This window comes from Pseudoalteromonas tetraodonis (assembly GCF_002310835.1).
GTDB lineage: Bacteria > Pseudomonadota > Gammaproteobacteria > Enterobacterales > Alteromonadaceae > Pseudoalteromonas > Pseudoalteromonas tetraodonis.
The window spans coordinates 2,605,642-2,621,997 of record NZ_CP011041.1; the positions used below are offsets into that span (position 1 = coordinate 2,605,642).

The 16,356-nt window shown below is 40.0% G+C and carries 12 protein-coding genes and 1 tRNA gene; 3 read left to right on the top strand and 10 right to left on the bottom strand.

Features of this window, described 5'->3' with window-relative positions; all coding sequences use genetic code 11:
* Positions 1-26 precede the first annotated feature (26 nt).
* Entirely contained in the window at positions 27-1,412 is a 1,386-nt protein-coding gene (gene radA, locus PTET_RS12220) for a DNA repair protein RadA (protein WP_013465693.1), read from the bottom strand.
* A gap of 354 nt (positions 1,413-1,766) precedes the next feature.
* Between radA and PTET_RS12225 the strand changes: the two genes are divergently transcribed.
* Entirely contained in the window at positions 1,767-4,247 is a 2,481-nt protein-coding gene (locus PTET_RS12225) for a PilZ domain-containing protein (RefSeq protein ID WP_096038698.1), read from the top strand.
* On the opposite strand, the gene serB is transcribed toward PTET_RS12225, so the two are convergent.
* Complete coding sequence (gene serB, locus PTET_RS12230) at positions 4,244-5,269, bottom strand: phosphoserine phosphatase SerB (RefSeq protein WP_036953510.1); 1,026 nt, start codon at positions 5,267-5,269, stop codon at positions 4,244-4,246. The genes PTET_RS12225 and serB overlap by 4 nt on opposite strands.
* Before the next feature lie 142 nt (positions 5,270-5,411).
* Here serB and PTET_RS12235 point away from each other — a divergent pair, with 142 nt between their 5' ends.
* The gene (locus tag PTET_RS12235; RefSeq protein ID WP_096038924.1) at positions 5,412-6,032 is read left to right on the top strand and encodes an AhpA/YtjB family protein; all 621 of its coding nucleotides are present in this window, start codon (positions 5,412-5,414) and stop codon (positions 6,030-6,032) included.
* Here the strand turns inward: PTET_RS12235 and PTET_RS12240 are convergent.
* From PTET_RS12240 to prfC, 4 genes are all read right to left on the bottom strand, one after another.
* Complete coding sequence (locus PTET_RS12240) at positions 5,999-6,766, bottom strand: TatD family hydrolase (protein ID WP_096038699.1); 768 nt, start codon at positions 6,764-6,766, stop codon at positions 5,999-6,001. The two genes, PTET_RS12235 and PTET_RS12240, sit on opposite strands and share 34 nt — an antisense overlap.
* A gap of 12 nt (positions 6,767-6,778) precedes the next feature.
* The gene (gene pdxH / locus PTET_RS12245; RefSeq protein WP_024602100.1) at positions 6,779-7,417 is read right to left on the bottom strand and encodes a pyridoxamine 5'-phosphate oxidase; all 639 of its coding nucleotides are present in this window, start codon (positions 7,415-7,417) and stop codon (positions 6,779-6,781) included.
* Positions 7,418-7,929: 512 nt separating this feature from the next.
* Positions 7,930-9,672, bottom strand: a complete 1,743-nt coding sequence (argS, locus tag PTET_RS12250; RefSeq protein ID WP_028833914.1) for an arginine--tRNA ligase — start codon at positions 9,670-9,672, stop codon at positions 7,930-7,932.
* A 62-nt stretch (positions 9,673-9,734) separates the two neighbouring features.
* A complete protein-coding gene (gene prfC, locus PTET_RS12255; RefSeq protein WP_028833913.1) occupies positions 9,735-11,324 on the bottom strand; it encodes a peptide chain release factor 3 in 1,590 nt (529 codons plus the stop codon).
* 347 nt (positions 11,325-11,671) lie between these two features.
* On the opposite strand from prfC, the gene PTET_RS12260 reads away from it, so the two are divergent.
* Positions 11,672-14,329: an ATP-binding protein gene (locus tag PTET_RS12260; RefSeq protein WP_096038700.1), complete on the top strand. Its 2,658-nt coding sequence runs from the start codon at positions 11,672-11,674 to the stop codon at positions 14,327-14,329.
* 3 nt (positions 14,330-14,332) lie between these two features.
* Here the strand turns inward: PTET_RS12260 and rimI are convergent, their stop codons facing one another.
* From rimI to PTET_RS12280, 4 genes are all read right to left on the bottom strand, one after another.
* Positions 14,333-14,797, bottom strand: a complete 465-nt coding sequence (gene rimI / locus PTET_RS12265) for a ribosomal protein S18-alanine N-acetyltransferase (RefSeq protein ID WP_174818637.1) — start codon at positions 14,795-14,797, stop codon at positions 14,333-14,335.
* Positions 14,784-15,068, bottom strand: a complete 285-nt coding sequence (locus tag PTET_RS12270) for a hypothetical protein (protein ID WP_010387704.1) — start codon at positions 15,066-15,068, stop codon at positions 14,784-14,786. The genes rimI and PTET_RS12270 overlap by 14 nt, the downstream gene beginning before the upstream one ends.
* A 64-nt stretch (positions 15,069-15,132) precedes the next feature.
* A tRNA-Trp gene (locus PTET_RS12275) sits at positions 15,133-15,209 on the bottom strand.
* Between the two features lie 186 nt (positions 15,210-15,395).
* Positions 15,396-16,298 carry a LysR family transcriptional regulator gene (locus PTET_RS12280; RefSeq protein ID WP_096038701.1) on the bottom strand — a complete coding sequence of 301 codons (903 nt, stop codon included), beginning with the start codon at positions 16,296-16,298 and terminating at the stop codon, positions 15,396-15,398.
* Between the last annotated feature and the right edge of the window lie 58 nt (positions 16,299-16,356).

A 16,356-nucleotide genomic window follows, 5' to 3' on the forward strand; every position in this document is an offset into this window, starting at 1 on the left:
ATGCATCGTTAAGCACTTTTTGTTTGCTAGTTAATTAAACTCAGTAGCTCGTGCACTGTTTTAACTGGCGTTATTTTAGCACCCAGCCCTTCCATCGATTTATGGTAGTTACGAAATGGGATAAATATTTCAGTAAACCCATGTTGCGCCGCTTCTTTAACACGGGGTACACCACTGTCGATTGGACGCACATCACCGTTTAAACTTAGCTCCCCCATAATACAGGTGGTTCGAGGTACAACAAACTCGTTCAAACTACTTAAAAGTGCAGTAACAAGCGCTAAATCAATACAGGTTTCTGATTCGTCAATTTTTAGGCCACCCACAATATTAAAAAACGTATCGTGAAATATTTTAGTTTTAGTGTGTTTACGTAAAATACCGGTGAGCATTTTAATCCGGTTCATATTTAAACCAACACATACTCGCTGTGGAAATTCTGCTTCTGTTTCAGTGGTTAAACATTGAATTTCGAGTAGTAAATTACGATTACCTTTACGAATACAGGTAATCGTCGACCCCGGTGATTCAGTGGTTGAACCGGATAAGAAAATTTCGCTGGGGTTATCCACACTGAGCATACCGCGTTCACACATTTTAAAAATGCCCACAGTATCTATATCACCAAAGCGATTTTTATTAGCACGCAGCGTACGCACTTGACCATCGTTGGTATCAATATGTAACAGTGCATCAACAATATGCACTAATGTTTGCGGGCCAGCTATTTCATTATTTTTATTTACGTGAGCAATAATGAACATAGTGACATCGTTTTGCTTACAATATTGGGTTAGCGCTTGAGCGGCACTTTTTACTTGCGAGGGTGAGCCAGGGCTACCATTAGCGGTGTCGGTGACCACGGCTTGAATAGAGTCGATAACGGCAAACTTAATTTTGTTTTTATCCAGCTCTTCAATAATGGTTTCAACACTGGTTTCAGAAAGTAAATAGAGCTCATCTTCGTTATAGTTAAGTTTTAAACGGTTTACTCGGTTTTTAAACTGCGACAAAGACTCCTCAGCAGTACAATAAAGCGATGGCATGCGCTGAGACATTCTTGCCACTAAATCCGATAGTAGTGTGGTTTTACCCGCCCCCGGATCGCCAGAAATAATATTAACCGAGCCGGTGGTTACACCGCCGCTTAGTACACGGTCAAGTTCGCCAATTTCAGTAAGCTGTTTTTCTGCCTCTGAGGTTGCTACCTCATTAATTTTTTTAGAGCCACCGCCAATACCACCGGCGTAGCCACCGACACTTGCACGAGCTGCTACTTTTTTGCTTTGCCCTGCAGAAGGTTTAAACTCTGCTAATGTGTTCCACGCACCGCAGCGACACTGACCTTGCCAGCGTTGATAGTTCATGCCACATTCTGTACAAACAAACTCTACTTTTGCCGCTTTAGCCATTTAAAACCTTACCTACTATTCTTTATTTTGAAATATTGACTGTTAAGCGCTTATTTTGCCATTGCTGGCTTTACCTTAGCAACAACGCCTTGTGGAATAGCGCATTTAGTATCACACTCACACTATACTAATACCGTTTTACTGAACCTGCTTTAGGGCATGCTTCTTGCTTTAAAAAGCTAATAAAAACATGCCAATTAATTGGCTCATAACGAATAACAATAAACACAAAGTATAGTTACGCATAATATCGTGATCGCATTTAACTACTTTTCGATATTAGATTTATTTAATTCTCTAATAAATGATTGCAACAGTATACCTACTTTTAAATTAGACGGTGATGATTTATAAATGGCTGAAGACGTATTGCTCAAGCATGAAGCGCTTGTAAATGAATTAAAACAGTATTTGGGAAATGCTAAGTTTGATCTCATTTTCAAGTCAAAAACCGCCGAGTTAAGCAAACCCGAGCAGTTTTTAATAAAAATGGAAATGTCGCGTTTATCTCAGCCGATAGACCGCTTTATTGATCTGCGAGGCTCAGTAACCGGCCAAGTAAAACCTTATGAGCATAACGGTAAACAACACTTTATGGATGACACCGCCATTGAAGTATTCGAAGCGGCAATAAAACAACATAAAGGCTACACCCTTGCCGTGTACGAAGCGGTGATGAACACCGAAAATAATTTTCGTGTTTTACAGCAAAAATCAACGACCACCCCGCCTAAAATAATTGAACCATCACCCGAACTACCCACCGATGTAATTAAGTTTGCGGCTTATGAAAGTCGTAGCGAAGAGCGAATGAATTACTCAATTAAAATTACTATTGAGTACGATGAGCAAACAAAAATTGGAGCAAGTACTTCTGATATTTCACTCAGTGGCTGTAAAATTAAGTTGGCATCCCGCTATAACTTAAAAAAAGGTCAGCTTATTGTTATGCACTTAGTTGGCCTTGAACAAGATTTTGAGCTTGGGTTAAAAAATGGGATTGAATACGAAGTGGTTGCGATAGAAAACACCTCGGATGAATTTAATCATATTCGCTTAAAACGCACATTTAAAGAAAACAACACCGCGTTTGACCATTTTTTAGAAAGCTTTATCCATGGCAATAAACGCCGCTACAAAGTGAACTTAGATAACACCCTCGATGCAGTTATTTCTAAAGGATACGAGCAATATTACATTCCTAGGGTCAATTCGCTATACGTTTTTATAAGTCAAAAAAACGGTGTTTATTATCCAAGCTTAAGTTTAACTACAGAAAACAGCTTATTTATTCAGCGTTACTTTACCGATGAGCGCAAAGTATCTTGCCTATACAGTGTGTTAAACCATAAGCGTATTCGTAACTTGGCACTAAAACCTGTTGCTGTAAAAGAGGAATATTTATATACCTTTACCCATGTCTCTGCAGGAAAAATTTACTACTATTCAGCCACTCGTTCAGAGCTTGAGCAACATGCACAATTAAAAGCGTTATTTTTTGGTTTTGGTAGCCGAAGAGACAGTTGGCGCTGCTTTAAATTACAATTGATGCCAAGCCATACTGAAGATGCTTATATTCCTTTATCTTTACCTAACTCTTTGGGTAAGGATATTGAGAAACTTAATAAACCGCCTTCACCACGTGTTGAAGGCGCCATAAAAGACGTAAAATATTTAATGCTACTTACTCAAGTAGGTAATAAGCATGAACAACAGCATTATCAACAGTATGAATTTGATAAAGCCTTGGCCAATAAATTGAAATTGTTTGGCCACAGTAAGCATGCATCACCGCCGGAGCTAAATACCGTGCCGTTAGAGTACGTGAACCTTCGTTCTAATAAGCGTTACCTTTATAAAACCAGCGTCGTTATTAACACCCGTGACTCAGTACTGCATGGCCATACTCGGGACTTTTCAGTCTTTGGTTTACAGCTAGAGTGTAATCAAGAAGTAAACTTTAAAAAAGGCGATATCGTGTCGCTGTCATTCCCCGATTTACAAAAAATCACCAAAAGTTATTCATTAAGTCTTATTCAATATGAAGTGATGGCGGTAAGTAAATCGTTAACCACGATTAATTTAAAAGCACATGTAGAGAAAAAATTGCCTCATACTGGGGTCGATTTTTTTACTCTTTTAATTGACAGCAATAAACAAAAATTAAAAATAGCAGAGGAGTCACCTAAAGTACCTGGGCTTTCTACAGCACTTAGAAATATGGTAACCAAAACACTTTGCCAGTTCCCAATATACTTACATAAATCAATGGCTCACTTTGAAATTGGCGCCATGGGATTTGGTTTATATCCAAGCCCTCTGCATGTTATTTTACAAAATTTTTCACTGCTAAATACTAAAACAGACTTATCAAATATTATTACTAAAGCGCACATTGCTGATGTGATCACTCCGAATATTAAAGAGCGATCTCGCCAAGACTCGCCATTAGAATTTAGTTTGGTGATTAACTTCGATCCTAAAAAAGAAAATATAGCCGATGCAATTACCAGTCAGTGTATTTTAGGCACCGACTGCAGCGAGTTTAAACAGCAAATAAGTAAAGGGCTGAAGTCTGAGCTGGTTTTTATAATGCGTTTATATATTTCACGTACTGGTCGACTCGATACTGACTACTTAGCAAATGAGCTAAAATACGTTAGCCAATACGCAATTCACAAGGCTAAAGACTTAGAGGATGCCTTGTGGTCAGTATCGGGAGTTGGCGATATTATTGATGTAAGTGACGAAGCCCTTGTACATTTATCGCTCAACCAACAACAGGTTGAGCAAATGTCTAGGCGAAAACTAATTTGGTTAAACCGTTTACGTTAACCCTGTGATGGATTTAGCGGAACCGCCAACATATACAGCAATTGTAATAACGAGCCTTGGCAAATAGCCGCTTGGGCTTGTTCAACTACTTTAGGTTTGCCATGCACAGCAACGCCTAATCCTGCTTGAGCCATCATTTTTAAATCATTTGCGCCATCACCAATGGCAACTGTTTGCGTTTTTTCAAGGCCTAGTTTTTGTTGAAGCGATTCTAAAATAACCGCTTTTTGCTCAGCATCAACAATGCCTCCTAACACCTTACCTGTTAGTTTATCGTCTTTAAATTCCAATACATTGGCATGCACTTCATCTAAATTAATTAACTCTTGTACACGCTCTGCAAACGGCACAAACCCGCCTGATGCAATGGCTAAATACCATTGGTGGTGCTTTAAAATTTGGCACAATGCTTTAATACCCGGCATTAAAGGCAGTGCACTTTTTAGATCATCAATTAAGCTTTTTTCAATCCCTTTTAGCTTGGCAACGCGTTGGTTTAAACTCTCACTAAAATCAAGCTTACCTGCCATTGCCTGCGCGGTCACACTGGCAACCTCGTCATATACATTGGCTAAACGCGCAATTTCATCAATGCACTCAATAGTAATGGCTGTTGAATCCATATCCATTACCAATAATCCTGGTTTTTTTAAATCAGGGGGATTGGTTACTTGCACTAACTGACACGTCAAGGTATTTGCAAAAGTTTGAAGTTCAAGTGGGTTTATTGCCTGCTCTGTATTTTCTATATAAAAACATAATGCCGGAGATAACCCTAAATCTGGCTGGTATTGGCACATTGCTGTCACATTTTGCTGATGAGTGGCAAAAAATTCAATCATGCTATTAATATGCGCCATACTAAAATCGCCTGCAAATGCGATACTAAAAAGCCCTCGTTCTCTGCTTGGAATTGTATTTAAAGGTGCAAATACGCCCTTTTGATAGCTGAACCATTTATTTAGGGTAAGTTGTGATAATGGTTGCTCAGCGCTGTGCTGTGCCATGTTCGCGTTCGACATGGGATCTCCGTTTATATTTCCTGACATTTAGCGCATTGATGATAAGGATATAAGATACAAAATTCGCCATCAGGGTGGATTTAAGGTTATAGTGTAGTTGTAACATCAAATCAAAATGCTGTCAGCAGCATATACGGTGACTATGAAAAATAACCATCTTAAAAATCCACTTACAGCCTCGCAAAAAAAGCGTTTAGTCCGTTTGCTATTGGCCGCTGGCTGCTTTGTATTATTAAGCTGGGTGGGTATAAATAGTAGCTTTCAAAGTCATCAACTGCTTTACGATAATGCCAATAGCGCAGCTAAATCACTCACTCAGTTTATGGCACTGAATGCTAAAAATCCGCTGATAGAAAAAAACAAGCAGCAACTGACCACCTTATGCAACAATATCAGTAAAGATGAATTTGTACTCTCGGCCACTATTTATGACAAACAAGGTGTGGTACTTGCGAGCAGCGATAATTGGCAATCGCATCATGTGTATGGCTTATTACCTGACTCATCACCGGGTATTAGTAGGTTAAAAACGCCTTTTGTTGAGCAAGTTATTTCAGACGACAACCGCCCTATTGGCTTTGTATCTATTACCTATTTAACCCGTGCTGCGGTATCGGCTAGCCATAATCATTTTCATGATTTAGGTCGCCAAGTGCTACTTATGTTAGTGATTGCCTGTATTTTTACTTGGCAATTAGGCCGAGGATTAAAGCGCTGGCAAGTAAATCGTTATATACAAAAAACGTCTGAGCATGAATCATAAAGCTGCTCAGCTAATTGAAATTTATCGCTATTTGGTTTTAAACCATAAAGCGCATCAAATACGTTAGGAATATGCAGTGGGGTATTTACCTCCCCTTGATAGCCACTTAGCGGCATTGAAGGTGAGTCAGTTTCAAGCACTAAATGCTGCGGCTCAAGCTTTGCTATAACCGCACGTGTTTTAGCTGCACGCTCGTAAGTTATAACCCCACCGACTCCAAGTTTAAAACCCTGCTTTATATAATAGTGCGCTTGTTGAATTGAGCCTGAAAAAGCATGGATCACACCGCCGTTTTTTGGCCTACAACGCTTAAACGACTGCGCAATTAAATCATGGCTTTGCCTGTGATGAACAATTAGCGGTAAATCAAGCTCATTAGCAAGCGCTATTTGCTGCTCAAACAAAAAGGTTTGTTTTTCAAGATTGGAAATACTGCGATCGAGCCCGCACTCACCAATAGCCACCAGCTGTGTTTTATTTGCTTTAGCAAAATTAAATAATGACTCTAAATGTGATTGTTGGTGTTGCTCTAAAAAATAAGGATGTAGCCCTGCCGCTATGCTGACTTGTGGGTAGGTTGCTTTAAACTCTAGTAGCTTTTGAGATTGCGCCAAGCTAATACCTGGCACAATAAATTGGCTAACGCCCTTTGCTACACAGGCATTAATAAGTGATTCGCGGTTTGCATCAAACTCACTAAAATCAAGATGGCAATGCGAGTCTATAAACTTCAAAAAACTAGCCCACTACGGATTTAAGCGCGTTATTTGCCAGCTATTATCGGCCTGACGCTGATACATAAAGCGATCATGTAGACGATGAGCTCCGCCTTGCCAAAACTCGATTTTTTGCGGCACAACACAATATCCGCCCCAAAAATCAGGGAGTGGTATTTCACCTTTGGCAAACTTGTTTTTCATATTGGCAAAGGTTTCCATTAACACTTTGCGCGACGACACCGGGCGGCTTTGTTGCGACGCCCAAGCGGCTAATTGACTTTCTTTTGGACGTGATAAAAAGTACTTAGCCACGGCAGACGTTGGAAGCGGCTGCGCCTCACCATATACAATTACTTGGCGCTCCATGTGGTGCCATGGAAAGTGCAAGGAAATTTTATTATTGCCTTTAAGCTCTTGTGCTTTTCGTGAACCGGTATTAGTAAAAAACACAAAACCGTTATCATCTAAATGCTTTAGCAGCACAATACGCTGTGAAGGCTGACCGGTGTCATCAACCGTAGCGACCACCATTGCTGTAGGGTCGGGCAAATTACTGGCAACAGCGTGCTCAAGCCAGGTTTCAAACTGCTTAAACGGATCATCAAGCAAGTTGTCTTCACTAAGCGCATCTTGCAGGTATTCACGACGAATATCTTCGAGTTTCATATCAAATCCTTCTAAAGAGCTATCAGCTATCAGCTATCAGCTATCAGCTATCAGCTATCAGCTATCAGCTATCAGCTATCAGCTATCAGCTATCAGCTACAAAATTGGTGAACATACCGAACAGTGTCAATATAAATCTAACACCTAAACCTAAAATTATCTGTAAGTCTAGGAGTGCTAGCAAGGCGGTAAAACTATTTATGCATAGGAGCATACGGTTTGTATGTGACTTAGGCTAAATAGTTTTACCAACGCAGCTAAAGCGAACTACACGCAGCAGACGTTCACCTAAGTAGTTTAGTCTAAGATAAGGCGGACACTCGACTTATCCCTATGAGCATGCGTAGTTGTATGTGATTAGGGTCAACTATTTAGTGCCAAGCTTCGCATCTGCAAGTGTAGAAGTGCTGACAAGGCGAAGTGCTTTTTTATGCCAAGGAGCATACGTTTTTGTATGTGACTTAGGCTAAAAAAGCACGACAACGCAGTCAAAGCGAACTACACGCAGCAGATTACATTTGCTCCATGACTTCGATGCCTAACAGATCTAAACCCGTTTTTAACGTATCTGCCACTAAATTACACAACACTAAACGGCTATCACGAACACTTGGCTCTACGCCCTCTTTAAGTACTGGGCAAGCTTCATAGAATGTCATGTATAAACTAGCTAGTTCGTATAAATAACCACATAATACGTGCGGTGTGGCTTCATTGATCATCAGATCAAGAACTTCTTCTAACTGTAATAATTTAAGCGCGAGGGTTTTCTCTTGCGGCTCAATAATACTTACATCGGCTTTTAAGCTTGCAGCATCAACGCCAGACTTACGGAAAATACTGCGAACACGCGTATAAGCATATTGTAAGTAAGGGGCTGTTGCGCCTTCAAAACTTAGCATACTGTCCCAGTTGAAAATGTAATCGCTGGTACGGTGCTTAGAAAGATCTGCGTATTTAACCGCGCCAATACCCACTTTACGTGCAATTTCACTACGATCTTCGTCAGATAAATCTGATTCACGCTCAGCGAGTTTGGCTGCTGCACGAGTAATTGACTCTTCAAGTAAATCAGCTAATTTTACCGTGCCGCCTGTACGAGTTTTAAATGGTTTGCCATCAGCGCCCATCATGGTGCCAAATGGGCAAAATTCGTAACTGGTTTCATCGCGTAATAAACCAGCTTTACGCGCAGTAAGCTCCACTTGATTAAAGTGAAGGCTCTGGCGCGCATCAACAAAAATTAAAATACGCTCAGCGCCTAGCTTGTTTGAACGGTAATCACACGCCGCTAAATCAGTGGTTGCATATAAGAAGCCGCCACCTGATTTTTGCACGATAAACGCTGAAGGCTCACCGTCTTTATTTGCCAGCTCATCTAAAAATACCACTTGTGCGCCTTGCGACTCTACTGCGATATTTTTATCTTTTAATAAGCTAATAATATCGTTAAGTTCACTGTTATAAGCACTTTCAGCCATAATGTCGGCAGGTGTCAGTGTAACATTTAAACGCTTGTATACTTCTTCAGAATGCTTAACTGAAGTGGCAATAAATAGTTTCCACAGTTTTTCACAATGTGCGTCGCCACCTTGCAGTTTAACTACGTAGTTACGCGCTTTATCGGCAAAGCCTTCTTCGTCGTCAAAACGCTTTTTCGCATCGCGGTAAAAGGTTTCTAAATCAGCAAGCGCAACAGTATCTAAATCAACACCTTGGTTAATTTGATCTTCTAAATGCGCAATTAGCATACCAAACTGTGTGCCCCAATCACCCATGTGATTTTGACGTACAACGGTATCGCCTCTAAATTCAAGCGCACGTACTACGGCATCACCAATAATAGTTGAGCGTAAGTGACCTACGTGCATTTCTTTTGCAAGGTTAGGCGATGAGTAATCAACCACTACTTTTTGTGGTTTGGCGTGCTCATTTACGGCAAGTTTTGCGTGGTTATTAGCAGCTTGTACGCTTTGAGCTAAAAACTCCGGCTTTAAGTGAATATTAATAAAACCAGGGCCAGCAATTTCCGTTTTTTCGGCAATGTCGCTTACATCTAACTGATCAATAATTTTTTGCGCCAATTCACGCGGGTTACTTTTCATTTTTTTAGCTGCGCCCATCGCGCCATTAATTTGGTAATCACCAAACTGTGGGCGAGTGCTTTGGGTAACCGCTGGGTTAGTATCTTCTGGTAGGCCTGCGGCGGTCATAGCGGCAATGGCTTTTTCTACTAAAATAGTACGAATATTCATAATATTATTTACCTTTATAAGCCCGCCAAAGCAGGCTTTGTGTTAATTCTAGAGGCTAAGTGCTAGTTTTCACGCGTGTGATTAAATGTCACTTCAGGGTAACGCTCTGTCGACAAGTTAAGATTTACACGACTCGGCGCGATGTAAGTTAAATTATCGCCACCATCAAGTGCTAAGTTGCTTTCGCACTTACGTTTAAATTCTTCAAACTTTTTAACATCATCACAGCTAACCCAACGGGCTGTATTTACATTCACGCTTTCGTAAATTGCATCAACGTTATATTCAGCTTTTAAACGCGCTACCACCACGTCAAACTGCAACACACCTACCGCACCTACAATTAAGTCATTATTAATTAATGGTCTGAATACTTGTACTGCGCCCTCTTCTGAAAGCTGTACCAATCCTTTTAATAGCTGTTTTTGTTTTAATGGATCGCGCAGACGAATACGGCGGAATAATTCAGGGGCGAAGTTTGGAATACCGCTGAACTTAATTTTTTCGCCTTGGGTAAAGGTATCACCAATTTGAATCGTACCGTGGTTATGTAAACCAATAATATCACCAGCGTAAGCATCAGCTGCACGCTCACGATCGCCCGCCATAAAGGTTACCGCATCAGAAATACTCACTTGTTTACCTATACGCACATGATTCATTTTCATGCCTTGGCTGTATTTACCCGATACAATACGCATAAAGGCAATACGGTCACGGTGTTTTGGATCCATGTTGGCCTGAATTTTAAATACAAACCCAGTGAAGTTTTCTTCTGTGGCTACAACTTGGCGGTCTTCTGTTTCACGAGGTAAAGGCGTTGGCGCCCATTCAGTCAGTCCATCTAGAACATGATCTACACCAAAGTTACCAAGTGCAGTACCAAAGTATACAGGCGATAACTCACCCGCTAAGAACAGATCTAAATCAAACTCGTGTGATGCACCAATAACCAGCTCTAACTCGTCACGTAACTGAGCTGCAAGTTCATCACCAATCGCTTGGTCAAGCTCTGGGTTATCAAGTCCTTTAATGCTACGCACTTCTTGAATAGTATGGCCTTGGCCTGTTTTGTATAAAATAGTTTCTTCGTTATGGATATGGTAAACACCTTTAAATTCTTTACCACAGCCAATTGGCCACGTAATAGGTGCACAAGCAATATTTAGCTCTGTTTCTACTTCGTCAAGTAGTTCCATTGGGTCGCGAATATCACGGTCACATTTATTCATAAAGGTAACAATCGGCGTAGTGCGCAGGCGTGTTACTTCCATTAACTTACGGGTACGTTCTTCTACACCTTTGGCGGCATCTATCACCATTAAACACGAATCTACCGCGGTTAGTGTACGGTAAGTATCTTCAGAGAAGTCTTCGTGTCCTGGGGTATCAAGTAAATTAACTAACGCATTGTTATATGGAAATTGCATTACTGAGGTAGTCACAGAAATACCACGCTCTTTTTCCATTTCCATCCAATCAGACTTAGCATGCTGATTAGAGCCACGCCCTTTTACTGTTCCGGCTTTTTGAATTGCTTGTCCGAATAACAATACTTTTTCTGTGATAGTGGTTTTACCCGCATCCGGATGCGAGATGATCGCAAAGGTACGGCGTTTATTAATTTCGCTAAGGAGATTTTGGTCTGCCATTAAAAAGGTTCTTTTAGTTGATATACGGATGTATTTGTATTTTAGTATGCTGAGCTTTCAAGGCTAAAAACAAGCAAACCTAGAAAGCGCAACATACCCCAACAAGAACCCAAATTAGCTCTTGTGACGCTATCCGTTAAGTTAATCGTAATTGAAGACTATTTTCGCTGATCTTGGCTTTATAAACAATCAATGGTTGGTTATTAACGGATCTTTTTTAAGTTTGGTGTTTTCAGCGATTATTAACAATAACGCTATAAATTGCCCACTAACTTAACACCAAGCTTGAGTAATGGTTCTGTAAATCATATTATTGTTCGATTACATGGAGGATTTGATGTTGGGTAATGAAAACCAGTAAGCTAAGTATTCGATTATTATGGTATATAACTCCACTGGTTATACTGCCGTTGTTATTTTTAGGTGGGTTTACGCTCACTAATGTAACTAACTCTACGCAAAAACAAGCCGACCTGATCATGAGTCGCTTTGTAGAGCAGCAACAACAAAAAGTATTCAACTATATAGACTCTTTTCATGCAACGGCGAAGTTACTCTCTGCCTCACCCGTACTGAGTGACTTTTTAGCTAAAGATTTATTTGAAGACGCCAGCTATACCTATCGCCTTGGCGCGTTAATGGATGTATTTGCCAGTTACAGTGAAGCCTACCCTGATATTATTAGTATTAATTTAGTCTCAAAAACCGGTGAAAGTGATGCCTATTACTCCAGTAATTTAACTGTCGCGCCAAAGTCTTATCCGTTTTTTGACCAAGTCATACAAAGCAATTTAAGCCAGCAGCAGTTTATGGTGCAAAAAGAAGACGGCACCACCAACTTATATTTTGTGCAACGCATATACAGCGTTGACTACTATTTAAAACGCCCACAACAACTTGGTTTTATTGTCCTTAAGGTCGACCCTTCAATTTTAAACACCAGTATTTTAGAAGCCCCTTATAACAACACCTTAAATTTACTGCTCGCCAATGATGGTAAAATTTTATTTAGCTCTGATTACAAAATGCGTGGCCACTATGTTAGTGAGTATGAACTTAATAAAATTAATGACCTAGCTGATATTGGCAGCTTATCAACCATTGAGCTTTCGAGCGTTGATAAAATAGAACGATTGATTTTTGCAGCCCAAATGAGTGGCGGCTACTATTATGTGTCGACCATTCCTAAAGCGGTACTGTATCAATCAGGTAAAGCAATTAGTGTTATCACTGGGCTAATTGTAATTATTTCTGTGATCACCCTACCGATCTTAATTTTTATTGTGGTGCGCAATTTACTGCTTAACCCAATTGAATTACTAGGTGAAGCAAGTCATCGCGTTGGTGATGGCGATCTTTCAGTCACGCTTCCCGCTTATACTACCGATGAGGTAGGCATACTGTTTAACGATTTTAATCACATGATTAACCAAATTAAGCACTACCAAGAGCAGCTAGAAGAATATAAGCATCATTTAGAAGATAAAGTAGAGAGTCGTACTAAGGCACTTGAATCAATGAATAGTAAGCTTGAAACAGCCATCGCTCAAGCAGAGCAAGCAAACCAGCTTAAGAGTCGTTTTTTAGCCAATATGAGCCATGAAATTCGCACTCCGCTCACTGCTATTATGGGTTTTACCGAGCAACTACTGCATAGCGATAAGAAAACAAACGATAAACATCATTTAGGCACTATTCTTCGTAATTCAAAACATTTATTAGAGCTTATTAATAACATCCTCGATTTATCAAAAATTGAAGCCGAAAAACTCGCTGTTGAGCAAACACCATTAAATGTTGTGCAGCTTATTCATGATGTTGAATCAATCATTAAACCTTTAGCACAAGAGAAACAGCTTTCATTTACAATTAATTATTCGCTACCATTACCACATACCATAAATAGTGACGTTACTCGTTTAAAACAAATACTGATTAATATTGCCAGTAACGCAGTTAAATTTACTGAGCAAGGCCAAGTAACAATTACGGCAAAGTTTCAAGCACCAAAAATTCTTACATTTATAGTTGAAGATACCGGTATAGGCATGTCGGCAAACCAAATAAGTCGATTATTTACGCCATTTGAACAAGCTGATGCCACAACCACACGCCGATTTGGAGGTACAGGATTAGGGCTATGTATTTCAAAAAATTTGGCTCAGCTGCTCGGTGGCGATGTCAGCGTAACCAGTGAAGTGGGTGTGGGTAGTTGTTTTACTATCGATATAGATTGTCATTTAGGTAATGGGCTTAGTAGTAACCTGCTTTTGACTGAACACTCTCAGCTATCACCCGAAAAAGACCCGCAACTTTCTTTTGCAACCAATAACTTTGATGCGCATATTTTAGTGGCAGAAGATAACCCCGATAATCAGTTGCTGATAAAATTACTCCTTCAAACATGGGGGTTAGAGCCTGATATAGCCAATAATGGCGCACAAGCAGTAGAAATGGCACTAGTGAACGACTACCAGCTTATAATCATGGATATGCAAATGCCGGTTATGGGCGGCTTAGAAGCAACTAAAATGCTCAGAGATGCCGCCTACGATGGCCCAATTATCGCCCTAACCGCAAATGTCATGAACCATGATATAGATACTTACCTTGAAGCAGGCTGTAACAAAGCGCTTGGTAAACCCATTGATAAAGACGCACTAGAAAATGTATTAGTCAGCTATTTACACCTTGAACGCGATAATCAAAATAAGTGGGATAGCTTATTAAAAAGTGAGAAATTTCAGCAAATAAATGCTAATTATTTGGCAAGTTTACCTGATTACTTAAAGCAGATAAAAACCCTTTATAACAACCAAGATTGCGAAACACTACGCGCACTTGCCCACAGCATTAAGGGCAGTGCCGGTTGTTTTAACTTTGATGATATTTACCATAGCGCATCAGCGCTTGAGCAAAGTTTAAAAGGCAATGATATGACTCAAAGAGAAAAACGCGTTTTAGAACTCATTACAGCAATAGAACAAGCCATCGCTAATAAGTAATCATTAAAAATTTAAACCCAGTGCCATGCCCATTAAAATCGCATCTTCAAAGCCGTTTTTATTTGGCGCATCGCTGGGGTAATAATTTTTACGTACTGACATTTCAATAAAGCCCGCACGCTCATACAAAGCAATCGCCCGCGAATTAGACTCTCTCACTTCTAAAAATAAGTTTTCGGCACTGTGTTGCTCGCCGTACGCTATAAACTGCGTTAATAACTGCTTAGCAAATCCTTGTCCCTGAAAGCTCTGGGCGACACAAATATCCATTAAGGTAAAATCGGGCCCTGCTTTTTCACCAATGTAAAAGCCTATCATTTGCTCGTCATCGAACGCAGCTAAATTAAAATAGCGCCCCTGCAAACACGACTGCATTGTTTTTAACGTCCAAGGGTGTGTATGACAGGCATTTTCAATGGCCATCAGCTCATTGATATTCTCATCGGTAACCGACTTAAAGTGTATCAAGGTGTTCACTCATTAAAGCCCATAACGCACGTTTTTGCGCACAGGTTAGGTTAGAATCAGGCAGGCCTAATTGTTGCTCACTAAACTCAATGGTTGATGATTTAACAATTGAGTTTATTGTTACAGGCGCAAAGGCACGCTCAATATCATCTTTTAATGTATCACAGAGAATTAACGATGAAGTCGCTGACAACTCAGCTTGAGCTGGGCGAAAGTGTTGATTAAGTTCAAGCTTTTCTATACCAAAAACAGATGCGTAACGTGAATGCATAACAACTCGATGGATTAGTAAGATGAATAATATAGGAAGTAATCAAAACGATGTAAAGAAGAAATGGCAGGGGCGGAGAGATTCGAACTCCCAACCGTCGGTTTTGGAGACCGCTGTTCTACCAATTGGAACTACGCCCCTGCAATGACGATGAATTATATAGAGCTTTTTATAAAGGTAAAGTAAAAAAACACGGTTTGCAGTTCAATTGCTTTCAAAATAAACAAAGCGGCGAATTAGCAAGCTAATAAAGCTCTTTTTTAAACATACCCAAGCTATCTGTAAAAAGTAAAAGGGCCAAACACAGTTATAATAATTTAAAGCGCTTCATTCGCTCGAAAGATAATGTTGCTGAATAACAAGTTGAAGGTACTCAAGGAATGCTTTTACTTTTTTGAACGGATATCTACGTCCAGAATAAAAAGCATACAAAACCAAATCTTCAGGCTCATCAGCTAAGGAATCTATTTTTGTTAACTGCCCTTCTTCTAGCTCTTGTCTGCACGCTTCAAAAGGAAGTATCGCAAAACCTAGCCCTTTTAGTGCAGCGGATTTTGCCATATGCCCACTATTAACTTTGTAACGGGATGCAACATTAACTGTGCCTGCTCGTTTGAATTTCCATGGCATTCCTTGTAAGACTGATAAGCTTGTAATACAGGGAAGCTTACCAAGTTCAGTCGTTGAATTTGGTTTAGGATGTTTATCTAGTAAAAAAGGAGAAGCTACGACACAACTTGGCCAACGAACCAGCTCTTTTGCAACCCATCCAGAATCCTCCACAGGGCCTCGTCCAAAACGTATCACTACATCAAACCCTTCTAATAACCCTTCTTCGGGATTAAGCTGAGTATCACAACTTAACTGAATGTTAGGGTGTTTATAACAAAACTCAGCCATAGCCTCTGCCAAAAACGGTAAATCAGGTGTAATGACTTTTAAATGCCCTGAAACTAAATCACTATTTTGATAGGTTTCTTGTAAAACATCCCTCATCGCAACAAGCAGCGGAGTTAAGTTTTGGTAAAGAAGTTCTCCCGCTTCTGTCGCGACCATTTTTCGTGTTGTACGTTCCAATAGCCTTACATTCAACGCTTGTTCTAAAAGTGCAACATGACGGCTCACATTTGATTTGGGAATTTGGCACAGCTCAGCAGCCCGCTTAAAACTTAATTGTTCAAATACTTTCTGGAAGCTAAGAAGCCACTGTAATTCAATATTATTTAGCAAAACTATCTCATAAAATGGGATTTACAAACCTAAATTACCATATTTATCCTGTTTATTG